General features: G+C 47.6%; 12 protein-coding genes and 1 pseudogene. 10 read left to right on the forward strand and 3 right to left on the reverse strand.

The features are described from left to right. The first annotated feature begins 337 nt into the window (after positions 1–337). Positions 338–1840 carry a malate:quinone oxidoreductase gene (locus JZI27_RS20045; RefSeq protein ID WP_122910692.1) on the forward strand — a complete coding sequence of 501 codons (1503 nt, stop codon included), beginning with the start codon at positions 338–340 and terminating at the stop codon, positions 1838–1840. Positions 1841–2093: 253 nt separating this feature from the next. Next, positions 2094–2771, forward strand: coding sequence for a hypothetical protein (locus JZI27_RS20050; protein ID WP_280208941.1), 678 nt, complete (start codon positions 2094–2096; stop codon positions 2769–2771). A gap of 129 nt (positions 2772–2900) precedes the next feature. Here the strand turns inward: JZI27_RS20050 and ahpF are convergent, their stop codons facing one another. Next, positions 2901–4430 carry an alkyl hydroperoxide reductase subunit F gene (gene ahpF, locus JZI27_RS20055; protein ID WP_251242790.1) on the reverse strand — a complete coding sequence of 510 codons (1530 nt, stop codon included), beginning with the start codon at positions 4428–4430 and terminating at the stop codon, positions 2901–2903. A gap of 14 nt (positions 4431–4444) precedes the next feature. Further along, the gene (ahpC, locus tag JZI27_RS20060) at positions 4445–5008 is read right to left on the reverse strand and encodes an alkyl hydroperoxide reductase subunit C (RefSeq protein ID WP_122910694.1); all 564 of its coding nucleotides are present in this window, start codon (positions 5006–5008) and stop codon (positions 4445–4447) included. Between the two features lie 272 nt (positions 5009–5280). Between ahpC and JZI27_RS20065 the strand changes: the two genes are divergently transcribed. The 5 genes from JZI27_RS20065 to JZI27_RS20085 all read left to right on the forward strand — a co-directional run bounded on the left by JZI27_RS20065 (position 5281) and on the right by JZI27_RS20085 (position 9741). Then, complete coding sequence (locus JZI27_RS20065; protein WP_122910695.1) at positions 5281–5622, forward strand: zinc ribbon domain-containing protein YjdM; 342 nt, start codon at positions 5281–5283, stop codon at positions 5620–5622. 120 nt (positions 5623–5742) lie between these two features. After that, positions 5743–7944 carry a DNA topoisomerase III gene (locus JZI27_RS20070; RefSeq protein WP_280208946.1) on the forward strand — a complete coding sequence of 734 codons (2202 nt, stop codon included), beginning with the start codon at positions 5743–5745 and terminating at the stop codon, positions 7942–7944. Between the two features lie 16 nt (positions 7945–7960). Further along, positions 7961–8230: a hypothetical protein gene (locus tag JZI27_RS20075; RefSeq protein WP_280208948.1), complete on the forward strand. Its 270-nt coding sequence runs from the start codon at positions 7961–7963 to the stop codon at positions 8228–8230. Beyond that, on the forward strand, positions 8175–8501 hold the full coding sequence (locus JZI27_RS20080) for a GNAT family N-acetyltransferase (RefSeq protein ID WP_251242788.1): 327 nt from the start codon (positions 8175–8177) through the stop codon (positions 8499–8501). Before JZI27_RS20075 ends, JZI27_RS20080 begins: the two co-directional genes overlap by 56 nt. Positions 8502–8559: 58 nt before the next feature. Continuing rightward, a complete protein-coding gene (locus JZI27_RS20085; RefSeq protein WP_280208949.1) occupies positions 8560–9741 on the forward strand; it encodes a chromate transporter in 1182 nt (393 codons plus the stop codon). Between the two features lie 286 nt (positions 9742–10027). Here JZI27_RS20085 and JZI27_RS20090 read toward each other — a convergent pair. Continuing rightward, a pseudogene (locus tag JZI27_RS20090) lies at positions 10028–11397 on the reverse strand (DHA2 family efflux MFS transporter permease subunit). Positions 11398–11533: 136 nt separating this feature from the next. Between JZI27_RS20090 and JZI27_RS20095 the strand changes: the two are divergent. From JZI27_RS20095 to JZI27_RS20105, 3 genes are all read left to right on the forward strand, one after another. Next, positions 11534–11692 (forward strand): hypothetical protein, encoded by a 159-nt coding sequence (locus JZI27_RS20095; RefSeq protein WP_251242785.1) that lies wholly within the window; start codon positions 11534–11536, stop codon positions 11690–11692. A 157-nt stretch (positions 11693–11849) separates the two neighbouring features. Next, positions 11850–12050 (forward strand): response regulator, encoded by a 201-nt coding sequence (locus JZI27_RS20100; RefSeq protein WP_280208951.1) that lies wholly within the window; start codon positions 11850–11852, stop codon positions 12048–12050. A 224-nt stretch (positions 12051–12274) separates the two neighbouring features. Continuing rightward, positions 12275–14887: a right-handed parallel beta-helix repeat-containing protein gene (locus JZI27_RS20105; RefSeq protein WP_280208954.1), complete on the forward strand. Its 2613-nt coding sequence runs from the start codon at positions 12275–12277 to the stop codon at positions 14885–14887. The last annotated feature ends 267 nt before the right edge of the window (positions 14888–15154 follow it).

The following is a 15154-nucleotide window of genomic DNA, read 5'->3' on the forward strand; positions in this document are numbered from 1 at the left end:
GGATGGAATATTTTGACCAAATCACACCAGTTCCACAATGTCAAGGCACCTGGAGGATTTCTATATACTGGAGGCGTTCAACCAAAGCCACACCCCCTGCCAAGCATCCGGGTGAAGAACTTCGTTTATGTATAGTTATATGTGATACTAGCAAATATTTTAATTTGAAAATAATAGTGATACACTATTATCATAATAATGATACACTATAAGTAGGTTTTCATTTATCCAGAAAAGGTATGTGAATTGGTCGCAACCTGGTTTGCTGAGAAGATAAAAGCTAAAGCAGGAGCGCCTACATCTTTTCTTCAAATAATAGCGAGTTAGGACGGTTAAAATGAGTAGCAGACAAACTGAAACAGACGTTATCTTGATTGGTGCCGGAATCATGAGTGCGACTTTGGGAACGTTGCTAAAAGAATTAGTACCGGACTGGAACATTACAGTTTTTGAGAAGCTCGAAAGCGCAGGAGAGGAAAGTTCCAACGAATGGAACAATGCGGGTACAGGTCACGCAGCACTGTGCGAGCTGAACTACACCGTCGAAAAAGCGGACGGATCTGTAGACATTAGCAAAGCTGTAAAAATTAATGAACAGTTCCAGATTTCCCGACAGTTTTGGTCTTATCTTGTCAACAACAATCTGATAAGTAATCCGCAGGACTTTATCAGACCGTTGCCTCATTTGAGTTTAGTTCAAGGTGAAAGTAATGTTTCGTTTTTAAGAAAGCGTTTTGAAGCACTGGCCAACAATCCGCTGTTTCAAGGGATGGAGTTCTCCGATGACCCGAAAAAACTGATGGAATGGATTCCGCTTATTATGGAAGGCCGTAATACGAGTGAAGCTATAGCAGCAACCAGAATCGAATCCGGGACGGATGTCAATTTTGGTGCTTTGACGCGCATTCTGTTTGACCACTTAAAGACGAAAAACGTCGATATTCGGTACAAGCATCAGGTTGATGATATTAAACGTACGAGCGACGGCAAGTGGGAATTGAAAGTATGGAATGTCGAGAACGGTGATATCGAAAGCCATACTGCAAAATTCGTCTTTATCGGTGGTGGCGGTGGAAGCCTGCCACTACTCCAAAAATCCGGTATTCCTGAGAGCAAGCATATTGGGGGCTTCCCAGTAAGCGGCTTATTTATGGTGTGCAAAAATCCGGATGTTGTCGCGCAGCATCATGCGAAGGTTTACGGCAAAGCTAAAGTTGGTGCTCCTCCTATGTCTGTTCCGCATCTGGACACCAGATATATCGACAACGAAAAATCACTGCTCTTTGGACCGTTTGCTGGCTTCTCACCAAAGTTCCTGAAAACGGGTTCCATGTTTGACCTGATCGGTTCTGTAAAGCCGAATAACGTCTTTACGATGTTGGCTGCAGGCGCTAAAAACGTTCCATTGACCAAGTATCTGATCCAGCAAGTGATGTTGTCGAAAGAACAGCGTATGGAAGAGCTGCGCGAATTTATCCCGAACGCCAAAAGCGAGGATTGGGACATCGTGGTAGCTGGCCAACGCGTACAAGTGATCAAAGATACGGATTCCGGTATGGGAACGCTTCAATTTGGTACAGAGGTAATCAGTGCTGCTGATGGTTCCATCGCTGCATTGCTCGGTGCCTCACCTGGTGCTTCTACTGCCGTACACGTCATGATTGAGTTAATGAAAAAATGCTTCCCGCAACATATTCAAGAGTGGGAACCAAAAATAAAAGAAATGATTCCTTCTTACGGCGTGTCACTTTTGCAAAAACCTGAGCTGATTGATGAGATTCATACTTCAACATCGCGGGCGCTTGGTCTGGCAAGTGAAGAACTGGCTCTCGTCAGGTAGACTGACTGTAGACAATAGGAATGAGTAAAACGGCCTTCGTCCTGATTTTATTGGGACGGAGGCTGTTTGTATTCTGGCGAAAAATCATCCTTATGACAAAAGGCTGATGGACTGCAACGCCTTTCTGAAGCGAAGGGCCGAGTACCAAATATACCCATTGTGATAAACTACAGACCATAAAAGCAGCTTTCGCTTCGATAGATTGATCGCGAAGCACTTGATAGAGAGTGTTCACCCAATAGGAGGTGTATTCATGTACATGGTATCTAGCCCTAAGCCGCTGTCTGATAGCCAAAGTAAAGCGCTAGCTCAAGAAGATTCCACTTCTTTTCCGCCGGGTTACTTCCGTTTTTTGCAGCGATTTGGTGAAGGTACTTACAGAGGCTGGATGAATGTCTGTTTGCCGGATACGGAGGTACTTAAACCTTTTGCCGAGTACGATTTATGGGAGCATGACGAAGACAGTCCGATTACGCAAGAACAGATCGGACAATGTGTCGCTATAGGCACAACGGTAGATGGTGATTTTTTGGCGGTGCATGCTCTGACGGATCAACTGCTTTGGCTGCCAGCTGATGAGGTGTACGCCCGGGTGTTGGATGAAATATTTCGTCAGGTGTATGGAAGCAGCCTAGAAGGAGCCGCTTATTATGAAGCATGGTCGGGGACTCAATCTCATGTCTTTTTGCGGTTGCCTCCGGAAATGGGTCCGTCTTCGCTGGAAGAGCTGGCCAGAGAGTGCAGAATGGCTTTTTTGCCAGATCTGTCCATAGAAAACCAATATGTTTGCTATCTGTTCTACCGGGCACGCAATTTCTTGATTACCATTACAATCGTCAGGGTCGTTGATAGGATTGAAAAAAGAATCAATAACACAAGAAAAGTGTTCAATGGTACTCACCTCGCTGTCCATCATTTAAACGCTTTGTAGATCATGAAGGTAAGGTTTTGCCCAAATCGCGACGGATGAGATCCAGCATCCAGTAACAGGTTTTTGGCAGTCCCTAAAATACAAAAAGCCGCTTTACTACCCATCAGATAGTAAAACGACTTTCTTCTATTAATTCCGAATCAGATAATCGAATGCACCCAAAGCTGCATTCGCACCGGATCCCATGGAAATAATGATTTGCTTGTACGGACTGTCCGTGCAGTCACCTGCGGCAAACACGCCAGGTAGGCTGGTAGCGCCATGCTTGTCGACCACAATCTCACCCATTCTGGTGCGTTCCAGAGTGTCGCCCAACCAATCCGTATTCGGAACAAGACCGATTTGGACAAATACACCCTGCAATTCTACATGGTGAACTTCCTTCGTATCACGATCCATGTAGGAAATGCCATTTACCTTGTCGGTACCGGTAATTTCTGTGGTTTGAGCGTTCGTGATGACAGTTACATTCGGCAGACTGTTAAGACGCTCTTGCAGGACAGAATCCGCTTTTAGTTCGGAGTTAAATTCAATAACAGTAACGTGCTTTACAATCCCTGCGAGGTCAATAGCTGCTTCAATACCGGAGTTTCCGCCACCGATAACAGCTACGTGTTTTCCAGCAAACAATGGACCGTCGCAGTGAGGGCAATAGGCAACGCCTTTATTTTTGAACTCGGCTTCGCCAGGGACACCAACATTGCGCCAGCGAGCACCTGTCGAAAGAATGACGGTTTTGCTTTTGAGAACAGCACCGTTTTCCAGTTCAATCTCGATCAGGTCCTTCTTTTCCAAGCGTTTGGCACGCTGCAGGTTCATCACGTCTACGTTGTACTCTTTCACGTGCTCTTCCAGACTTGCAGCAAGCTTAGGACCTTCTGTGTATTTCACACTGATAAAGTTCTCAATACCCATCGTGTCCATGATCTGACCGCCAAAGCGCTCTGCCACAATACCGGTACGGATACCTTTGCGAGCTGCGTAGATCGCGGCACTGGCACCAGCTGGGCCGCCGCCGACAACAAGCACATCGAATGGCTCTTTATCGGCAAATGCGGATGCATCTGGTCCATTACCCATTTTGGCGAGAATTTCTTCGAGCGTCATACGACCGCCGCCGAAGTGTTCACCATTCAGGAACACCGTAGGTACGGCCATGATGTTTTTGCTTTCCACTTCTTCCTTGTATGCTGCACCGTCAATCATGGTGTGTGTGATGCCAGGATTGAGGATACTCATCAGGTTCAATGCTTGTACAACATCGGGACAATTGTGGCAGCTCAGGCTGACGTAAGTCTCGAAGTGATATTCGCCTTTAATGCTTTTCACTTGATCGATTACGCTTTGATCAACCTTTGGAGCTCGTCCGCTTACTTGCAGCAGGGCGAGCACCAATGAAGTAAATTCATGTCCCAACGGTACACCAGCAAAAGTGACACCCGTGTCTTCGCCGATGCGGTTTACACTAAAGCTTGGTGTTCGCGACAAGTCTGTTTGCTCGACTTTGATTTTCGGTGAAATGGTTGCCAATTGGTCGACCAGCAGGTTCATCTCATTCGAAACTTTATCGGAGCCTGCACTAACTTTGAGCAATATATCGCTTTCCAGCAATTGAAGGTATTGCTCTAATTGCGCTTTAATGTCTGCATCTAGCATCATTGTTATCGCGCTCCTTAAATTTTACCCACGAGGTCAAGACTTGGTTTCAGTGTAGCGGAACCTTCTTGCCATTTCGCTGGGCAAACTTCACCTGGATTGTTGCGTACGTATTGAGCAGCTTTCAGTTTAGCAACAACTGCGCTAGCATCGCGACCGATACCGCCAGCGTTGATTTCAACAGTTTGGATGATACCATCTGGGTCGATGATGAAAGTACCGCGATCAGCCAGTCCATCTGCTTCGATCAGAACATCGAAGTTGCGGGAAATAACATGGGAAGGATCGCCGATCATGGTGTAGGTAATTTTACCGATGGTTTCGGAAGTATCGTGCCATGCTTTATGAGTGAAATGAGTGTCAGTGGAAACGGAATATACTTCAGCTCCCATAGATTTCAAAGTTTCGTATTGGTTTTGCAAGTCTTCCAGCTCTGTAGGGCAAACGAATGTGAAGTCAGCTGGGTAGAAGCAAACAACACTCCATTTTCCTTTAAAGTTTGCTTCTGTAACTTCTACAAAATCTCCGTTTTTGAATGCTTGTGCTTTAAAAGGGAGTACTTCTTTTCCGATGAGAGACATATTCAATTTCCTCCTTGGGATTTGTTTGTAATAATTCTAACTCGATAATCATTATTATTCAATATCGAGTGTTTGTCAACCCAAATAATAATGATTTTAATTAAATAAATGTTACTAATTTGTATACTTTACTTTATTGAAACCGGGCGCTTCTCCGCGCTACATTATACTAGCTTTGCCAAGATAGGCTAGTTATTATGCAGTCGGATTATTTTTGCTATAATGGAAATGAAATGGATAGATTCATCAATAACCCAAGGAGAACTAGAAACATGTCTACTTTGCCAAGCTGTCCAAAATGCACCTCCGCCTACACCTACGAAGACGGAAATCATCTGGTTTGCCCGGAATGTGCCCATGAATGGGTACCAGGCTCCGAATCTGATAGCCAGGAAGATCAAAAAGTCGTCAAAGACGCCAACGGAAATGTCTTGAATGACGGGGATACCGTTACCATAATTAAAGACCTGAAAGTAAAGGGAAGCTCATCCGTCCTGAAAATCGGTACAAGAGTAAAAAATATTCGTTTGGTTGAAGGTGACCACGATATTGATTGCAAAATCGATGGTTTTGGCGCGATGAAGCTAAAATCCGAATTCGTGAAGAAGGTCTAAATCGATGAACCTAAAGAGCCATTCCGAGTAAAAGGGGTGGTTCTTTTGTTTTCCCCACGGCTTGGTTTTTGGTTAGAATGGAGCTAATGAAGGTTATTTGGCTTGGAAAGGATGTCGGAAATGAGCAAAACACTTGTACTGGCTGAGAAGCCTTCTGTTGGGCGCGACATCGCGCGAGTCTTGCAATGTCAGAAAAAAGGAAATGGTTATTTCGAAGGAGATACATATATCGTGACGTGGGCGCTGGGCCATCTCGTCACGTTGGCTGATCCCGAGGTGTATGGGCAGCAATTCAGTTCGTGGAAAATCGAGGATTTGCCAATCATGCCGTCTCCATTGAAGCTGGTGATCATTAAGGAAAGCCAAAGGCAGTTTCATACCGTGAAACAACAGATGAAACGAAATGATGTAAAGGAAATCGTCATTGCGACGGATGCGGGGCGTGAGGGAGAGCTGGTCGCACGCTGGATCATTGAGATGGCGCATGTGAGCAAGCCCATCAAGCGTCTTTGGATCTCATCGGTGACCGACAAGGCAATCCGGGAGGGTGTTCGCAATCTCAAGGACGGCAAAGCGTATGAAAAGCTGTATGCATCCGCAGCCGCGCGTGCAGAGGCAGACTGGCTGGTAGGGATTAATGCTACACGAGCTCTAACCTGCAAGCATAATGCCCAGCTGTCCTGTGGTCGCGTGCAGACTCCTACCTTGGCCATCGTCGCGAAACGAGAGGAAGAGATACGCCAATTTAAACCGAAGCCGTATTACGGATTGACTGCTGTAGCTGAAGGGCCAGTCCAGCTTCAATGGCAGGATCAGCAGACAAAGGATGTAAAAACCTTTTCCCAGGAAAAAGCAGATCAGCTGCTGGCGTCATTGAAACAGGAAAAAAGCGCCGAGGTGATTGAGGTCACCAAGGCTCACAAGAAAAGCTTTGCGCCACAGCTCTACGATCTCACGGAGCTGCAGCGGGATGCCAACAAGATGTTCGGCTATTCGGCAAAGGAAACGCTCTCCATTATGCAGGGACTCTACGAACATCACAAGGTAGTGACGTATCCGCGGACAGATTCGCGCTATCTCTCAGCTGATATCGTAGAAACCTTGCCTGATCGCATCAAGGCTGTCCAGATGAAGCCATACGCGCCGCTCGCCGCCAAGGTCTTGCGCGCTCCAATCAAAGCAAGCAAAGCCTTCGTCGATGACAGCAAGGTGTCGGATCACCATGCGATCATTCCGACAGAGCAAACGGTTTTGTTGAGCGACCTCAGCGACAAGGAGCGAAGGATTTTTGATCTCGTGGTAAAGCGATTCCTGGCCGTTCTCTTTCCTGCCTTTGAATATGAGCAAACCACGATTCAGGCGAAAATCGGAAAAGAGCTGTTCGTGGCAAGAGGGAAAACCGTGCTGTCGCAGGGGTGGAGAGAGGTATACGACTACGATGTGGAGGACGAGGACTCCAAAAGTGGGGTAGCGGAGCAGACGCTGCCTAAGCTGACAAAAGGGGATCGTCTGCGTATCCAGGCTATTTCACAAACCAAGGGGGAAACCAAGCCGCCGGAGCCGTTCACCGAAGCCAGTCTGTTGTCAGCGATGGAAAACCCCGCGAAATACATGGCAAACGAGAGCAAAGAGCTGATCAAAACCATTGGTGAGACCGGCGGACTGGGCACCGTGGCGACTCGTGCCGATGTCATCGAGAAGCTGTTTAACAGCTTTTTGTTCGAGAAGAGAGGCAAGCATATTTACGTCACTGCAAAAGGAAAGCAGCTGCTGGAGCTGGTCCCCGATGACATGCAATCGCCAACGTTGACTGCCCAATGGGAGCAGAAGCTCGGAGCGATCGCCACAGGAAGCTTGAACAAGCAGGTGTTTATCGGCGATATCAAAGCCTACGCAAAAACGGTTGTCCAAGAGATCAAAAACAGCGAGAAAACATTTCGGCACGACAACCTGACCAGAAGCAAATGCCCGGAGTGCAGCAAGCTTTTGCTAGAGGTCAATGGCAAGCGGGGCAAAATGCTGGTGTGCCAGGATCGGGAGTGCGGCTACCGAAAGAACATTGCCAAGACGACAAATGCCAGATGTCCCAAATGCCACAAACGGCTGGAGCTGCAGGGACAGGGTGAAGGACAAACCTTTGTCTGTGCTTGTGGACACAGAGAGAAGCTGACTACCTTCCAGGAGCGCAGAGATAAGGAAAAGGGCAGCAAGGTTTCCAAGAAAGAGGTAGCCCAGTATCTGAAGTCGCAGGAGAAGGATACAGACGAAGGGATGAACATGGCGCTGAAGGACGCACTCGCCAAGTTCAAATTTGATAAGTAGCGAGTAGTGTTCCTTCATGGAAACGAATTCACTGGGCGAGGTGATCGCTGCTGCTTCCCTTATGATTACGGAATATCAAACCCTCAGGGCGCACATGGAACGGTTGAGCTTTGCAGTAGAAAGGTACTCCTTCCTGTTCGTAAGAGAAAGCCCGGAGGTACCTGAATATGACTTGCAGAAGGATTATGAGATCAGGGCTTTTCGAGCAGGAATGGATGAGGGGATCTGGTGTGACGTGCGTAATGCTGGATTTGCCAGGCGGCATGATGTTCCTGTTCCATCATGACAAGCCTGTGGGGATCGTTCGGGGGGCAGCTGACGAATACGAAGGGGAACCGATCATGAATATCGGGCCGCTTGCCATCCTCCCGGAGTATCAGGGGAGAGGCTCGGGCCGCATTTTATTAAGAGCCGCCCTGCGATTTGCCAAGGAAAAATCCTATGCAAGAACAATCCTGTCGGTAAATGGTGAGAACGAGCGAGCGAAAACACTCTACCTGCAAGAGGGCTTCCGACAGGTTGAGGCAGTGGCCTGCTACGCTTATCGGCTGAAGTGAAAGCTGGTGTTTAACAAGTCATTTGAAAAATAACGATGGTGGGCGGGAGAAATCAGACATGACTAGACAAATAAGACTTCTACTGGAGATCCTGATCGTTTCTACAAGACTGGGACTCACTTCTTTCGGAGGACCGATCGCACATCTTGGTTACTTTCATCATGAATACGTTCGCAAACGAAAATGGATGGATGAAAAGAGCTACGCGGACTTAGTGGCATTGTGCCAATTCCTGCCCGGCCCTGCAAGCAGCCAGGTAGGTATCGGCATTGGAGTCATGCGTGCTGGTGTTATAGGTGGAATCGTCTCTTTTCTTGGCTTTACTTTACCTTCTGTGATTGCATTGATTGTGTTTGCTTCTGTTCTGCAAGGAATGGATATCAATGATGCAGGCTGGATCCACGGTTTGAAAATCGTGGCAGTGGCAGTTGTAGCGCACGCGATAGTAGGAATGGCACAACAGCTGACACCGGATACCAAGCGAAAGGCCATTGCTCTCTTAGCGTTGACAGTGACCCTATTGTGGCAAACAGCATACACGCAGATCGCGATCATTCTCTTGTCGGCGGTTCTTGGCTATCTCATCTACCAAAAACAGAATCAGGATCAAAATTCACAGACGCCTTTTTCCATACCTTTATCACGTGGGCTTGCAATTATTTGCCTGCTTTTATTTTTTGGATTACTCATCCTTCTTCCCATCCTGAGGGAAGTCACAAGCCTTCGTTGGATTGCGATGTTTGACAGTTTTTATCGGGCAGGGGCACTTGTATTTGGTGGAGGACACGTCGTTCTGCCTTTGCTGGAAAAGGAGTTCGTACCGACCGGGTGGTTGAGTGAAGCGGATTTTCTTGCCGGCTACGGGGCGGCTCAGGCAGTGCCAGGACCCCTGTTTACGTTTGCTGCCTACCTAGGAGCTGTTATGAATGGGTGGATAGGTGGGGCCGTAGCGACCATCGCGATCTTCCTGCCGGCTTTTCTGCTCGTTTTGGGCACTCTTCCGTTTTGGAATGATCTGCGTCGCAATCCGAAAATCAAGGGCGCTTTGATGGGTGTCAATGCTGCGGTGGTCGGAATATTGATCGCTGCATTTTACCAGCCTATCTGGACCAGTTCTATCCAGGGGCCAATGGATTTTGCCCTCGCGGCTGTCTTATTCAGCTTGCTCGTTCATTGGAAATTGCCGCCGTGGATGATAGTCGTAATAGGTGCAGTCGGTGGTATGCTGCTGACACTTTAGAAATAAATAGGTTGTTTATTCATTTACTGCGACTGTTCTCCAATTACCTAGCGGGGAATCGTCGCTATTTTTCTTGGGCTTCTAATGTCCAAATCACAGGGAATACTAGCAAGGTCGACTGAAGCCATGCAAAATCGGGTAAAATAGAATAGGCATGACGATTCGGAAGGAGCACCTCACGAAAAATATTCCATTTACCCGAAGATATCCGTGATTTTGAAGGGATGGAATATGACTCTGTCCTCCAAAAACATGGGTACGACTTGATTTTCATTTTTATTTTTAATCACTCTTCTGGCGCCTGTGCACGTTTCGTGAACAGAGCAAAAATGAAGGCTGCGACCGCAAACCCGAATCCGATGAAAAAGGCATTGTGTACACCCGCAACGACCGACTCCGCTAGCTGTACGGGAGAAGTCGGATCAGTCGATTGCTCCAGGAAGCGTTGCTGTCCGGAAGCCATAACGCTGATAAAGAAGGCAACACCGATTGCGCCAGCGACTTGAGAGATGGTGTTTAATATCGCTGTCCCATGCGGGTAATAACGACGCGGAAGCTGGTTCAGACCATTGGTTTGAATGGGCATCATCACCATCGAGATCGCGATCATCAGGCAGATATGCAAAGGGCTCTCGGCCCGAAGCGATCGAACAGCTTGCCCGTCACCGGAGAGACAAGCCCGTTTAACAGGCTACCCGGCAGCAGGAGAAGGCCAGAAGCGTACACGCTCATGCCAAGCGCTCCTTGGAACAGGAAAGGTAGCAGAACCATCGTCGAAAACAAGGTCATCATCATGATAATCATCATGATCGCTGTCTGAGAAAACATCGGGTACTTAAATGCCCGAAGGTCCAAAAGCGGTTCTTCCATTCGCAGTTGTCGAAAAACAAACAACAAAAGAGCGATGGCTCCCAACAGTACCGAACCGTAAACTTGCGGACTCGACCAGCCTGCTTGACCTTCTCCAGAGCTGCTGAATCCAAATACGATTCCGCCAAATCCGATCGTAGACAAAAGGATCGACAGGACATCTACCTTGGGCTTGGATGGCTGTGAGACGTTCTTCAGATAAATAAACGCAAACACGATGGAAAAGATAGCAAAGGGCAGTACAAGGTAAAACAACCACCGCCAGTGCAGCGATTCCAGAATCAGGCCGGATAGCGTAGGGCCGATAGCCGGCGCGAACATGATGACAAGCCCGATGCTCCCCATCGCAGCTCCCCTTTTTTCCGGGGGATACAGAAGGAGAATCGTATTCATCAGCACGGGCATCATCAGCCCGGTGCCCGCAGCTTGCAGCAAACGTCCGATCAACAGAACCGAAAATCCGGGAGCGATCCCACAGATCAAGGTTCCCAACGAGAACACGATCATGGCGCCCAGAAACATTTGCCGAGTTGTAAACCATTGCACCAGTAAAGCTGAAGCAGGAATTAACACTGCTACCACGAGCATGTAGCCAGTCGCCAGCCATTGCAGCGTAGAAGCAGATACATTCAATTCAGTTACTAACTGCGGAAAAGCAATGTTCAGCAGTGTCTCGTTCAATATCGAGAAAAAGGCCCCGATAATCAGCGAGATTAAGATAGGAAGCCTCTTCACATTCCCAAGTTGCGCAGATTGGGGAGAAGCTGATCCTGACTCCGTATGCATTTCTCTTTCCTCCTCACTTCCCGTGGACAGAACAGTCGCCGACGCGACCTCTATTGGTTTATGTTGTCCTCGATCAGGCTATGTTATCAGGTTTTCCCTTGCGAATAAAACCCCCAAACTAAGGCTTGATCAGTACTTGTCGATTTACCCGCTCTCTGAAGAGATGAATTTGCTGCTGCTGCAGGTCTATATTCGCAGTGGAGTAACAGAGAAAGTGATGGAGCATTACGCTAAATTCGAATCCGATTATCGCCGTGAGTGGGCAGCCGACCCCCGCTGGAAATTAAACGTGTAGTGATCCCATTTGTAAAAAAATGAATGCTGTGTGAGACAGGGAGATGATTCTCTCTGTCTTTTTTTTGGAGGGAAATGCCATTTTGTGAGAATCTTGTGAGAACGAAACACTATGATTGCTAGATAGCATAGCTTGGAGGAGAGGAGTATCAATCACGATGGATATTAACATGCCCAACCTGGATGGGATTAGAGCTCTCCTTGAAATCAAGCAATTTGATCCCGATGCGCGAGTGATCATGTGTTCCGCAATGGCGCAACGCAAACTTATACTGCATGTGATCAAGGGAGGGGCATCTGATTTTATAGTGAAACCAGTTCAAAAGGAAAAAATGCTGAATGCATTGAAAAATTATTAAAAAAGTGAATGGCTATACTCGGTAAAGTCTATATTTAGAATTTATTCAGAACCGAGTGATAGGATAGTAACAGCGACCGGATAAATTACGACATTTATCGTCATTAAGTCCCTTTAAATTAGGTCTTTTTGCACTTGGCTCCTTGAAAACATCTCATGTAGCTTCGTAGGTTATGTCATGTTAATATATGGGAATAAAAACGGGCAAGTCAGGAGGCACCAAGCATGGAGAAGCGAAGACAGAAGCATCAGCTCATCATTCGTGCCATGAAGATGAGTTTTCTCCTGTTGATGACCCTCATGATTGCAGTGTCTTACTCTCCGATCTACGCATCCCCCAGCTATCATGCATCGGGAAAAGTGTACTATGTGGCGAGTGATGGCGACGACAGCAATCCAGGTACACTGGATTCTCCTTGGCGTACGATTCAGAAGGCGGCGGATACGCTCGTAGCGGGCGAAACCGCGCTGGTAAGAAAAGGCGTATACGAGGAATTCGTGACCATCCGTTCATCCGGTTCCGAATCCCGAGGGTATATGATCTTCCAAGCATATCCCGGCGAACGGCCAGTCATCGATGGTTCCAATCTCGATATCGAAAGTGGCGAGAGTGCGCTTGTACAAATCTTGAGCGCGAATTACATCGTATTTGACGGGTTTGAGGTTCGCAATCTCTTTTCCTCAAGCAGCTCGCAATATCCAGCAGGCATAAGAGTTCAAGATGGGGGCTCCAACATCCATATCTTAAACAACGATGTGCACCACATCGAAAATCGCTCCGAGGACGGCAATGCGCATGGCATCCATATCTATGGAAATGCGATCAGACCGCTAAAACAGGTCCGTGTCAGCGGGAATCGTGTGCATCATCTGATTCTCGGCTCCAGCGAATCACTGACGTTAAGTGGGAACATCGACGGCTTCACGGTCGACCAGAACGTGGTCCACGATAATAACAACATTGGGATTGATATCGCTGGTTTTTACGGAGCCTGTTCTCGCCCTTGTACGGACCAAGCAAGGAATGGTGTGGTTTCGGGGAATACGGTGTACAACATCGATTCCTCAGTCAATCCGGCTTATGGCAGCGGCTCCAACAGTGCTGGTGGCATCTATGCAGACGGGGCGACCAATGTCATTATCGAGCGCAATCATGTGTACAAAAGTGATTTTGGGATCGAGATTGCTAGTGAAATTCAAGGGAAAACAACGAGCAACATCACCGTGAGGAACAATTACATCCATCATAATGATGGCGCCGGAATCATTATGGGCGGTTCTAAGGCTACCAATGGCGGTGCCGAAGCGAATCTGTTTGCCAACAATACCCTGGTCGAAAATGATCAGCTGCAGCAAGGGTATGGCGAAATCACGTTTCAGGAGAACAACAGGAACAATGTCATCGTGAATAATCTGATATACGGATTGCCAGGCAAAGCGATGGTCTATAAATCGAATTCCAGCGGATATGGCAATGTGATTGATTACAATCTGTACTATCGTCCGGACGGAGCAGATGGAAGGTCCTGGCGTTGGGAAGGCAAGTCGTACAAGACCTGGGATCAATTTAAGCAGGCAACCGGACATGATACCCATTCGATTTTTGCCGATCCCAAGTTTGTCGATTTCGGGGAGGACATTCGTCTCGTAAGCAGCTCGCCAGCTATTGACCGAGGTACGGAAGCCTATTCGACGAAAAGCGAGCATGATTTTTACGGTTTCGCCCGCATTCAAGGCTCGACGATCGATATTGGAGTGACGGAGTTTAATGGAAAGGCGAGTCCCCTTTCAGAACAGCAGCCGGTACTTGTTGATCTCACGCCCCCGCCTCCTCTCTTGGATACGAAGCCATCCGAGCCAGAGCGTTTTGTCATCGATGGAAACTTCTCGGATTGGACGGATCTTCCCGAGCTGAGTTCGGGTAAGTCCCGCGTTCGTTCTATTAAATCCGTGATGGCTGACCAGCAGCTGAACGTACTGGTAACAGGCAGTCTGCTTAGCGATAAAGGCCAGCTCTACTTGAATACCGATCACCATGCAGATACGGGATTTGAGGCACCATTCTGGAGTGGCATGGGAGCCGATTACCTGGTGGAAAATGGCGTTCTGTACAAGTACAGCGGGAAGGGCGGAACCGATTGGGGTTGGACGGAGATACGTTCATACAAAAGAGGGAGGTTCATGGCCACGTCAACCGTCGTAGAAATCTCTATCCTTTTGGAAGATATCGGTTTGCGTGAAGCTGATTCGGTGTCGATCGGCTATGTGTGGAAAGACTCAGCTGCAGATAAGCTCCCTGAGGGAAGCAGCCCGATCTTGGTTAGCCGCACTACCAATCTGCCTCCAACTACTGCAGGAAAGACTGTCATCAGCGTGGATGGTTCCAGGAACGACTGGAGTCAAGTAGCTGCCTTGAGTACTGGCGAATCGACCCCTCGCGTTCTCAAGGTCCACAATGACTCCGAGTATTTGTACGTATTGGTAGAGGGCAGTGGACTGAAAACGAAGACGCAGTTCTATCTGAATACGGACAATCGAAAAGAGAGCGGCTACAAGGCATCCAATCTGAACGCCGGGGGAGCTGAGCATCTTCTCGAATTCGGCATCCTTTATGAGTACACCGGCAAGGGATCGAACTGGTCCTGGAACGAGAAATCCAATTTAAAGCGTTCCAATGCATGGGTGGAAAGTGATGAATGGATCGAGGCAGCCATTCCGTTGAGTGATCTGGGATTAAGACCTGGCCGTACCCTTACATTGGGTGTTCTGAAGGATGACAAGAGTGAGACACAACTGCCAATCAGTAGTGGGGGTAAGTCGAAATACCTAGTTAAATAGCAGAATTTGATAGATCAACACATCAGACTGAATTCTGTCCGTCACGGATCTTTCGTGGTGCGACAGAATCAGTCTTGATGTACATAAACTCGACATAAATTGGAACTTAAAGCAGAAAAAGTACATTATTTGTGTAATTAATTGTATTTAAGTACACTAGCGTTGCATAAATCTTTTCACATCATTAAAAATAACCATAATCTTCTGTATTCAAGCGTTCACGAGCATAAAAAAATCCTTTACACTGGAAAGGTCAGGTAGTTCCTG

Source organism: Brevibacillus sp. AY1, from assembly GCF_029870785.1.
In the GTDB taxonomy this organism is placed as follows: Bacteria; Bacillota; Bacilli; order Brevibacillales; family Brevibacillaceae; genus Brevibacillus; species Brevibacillus invocatus.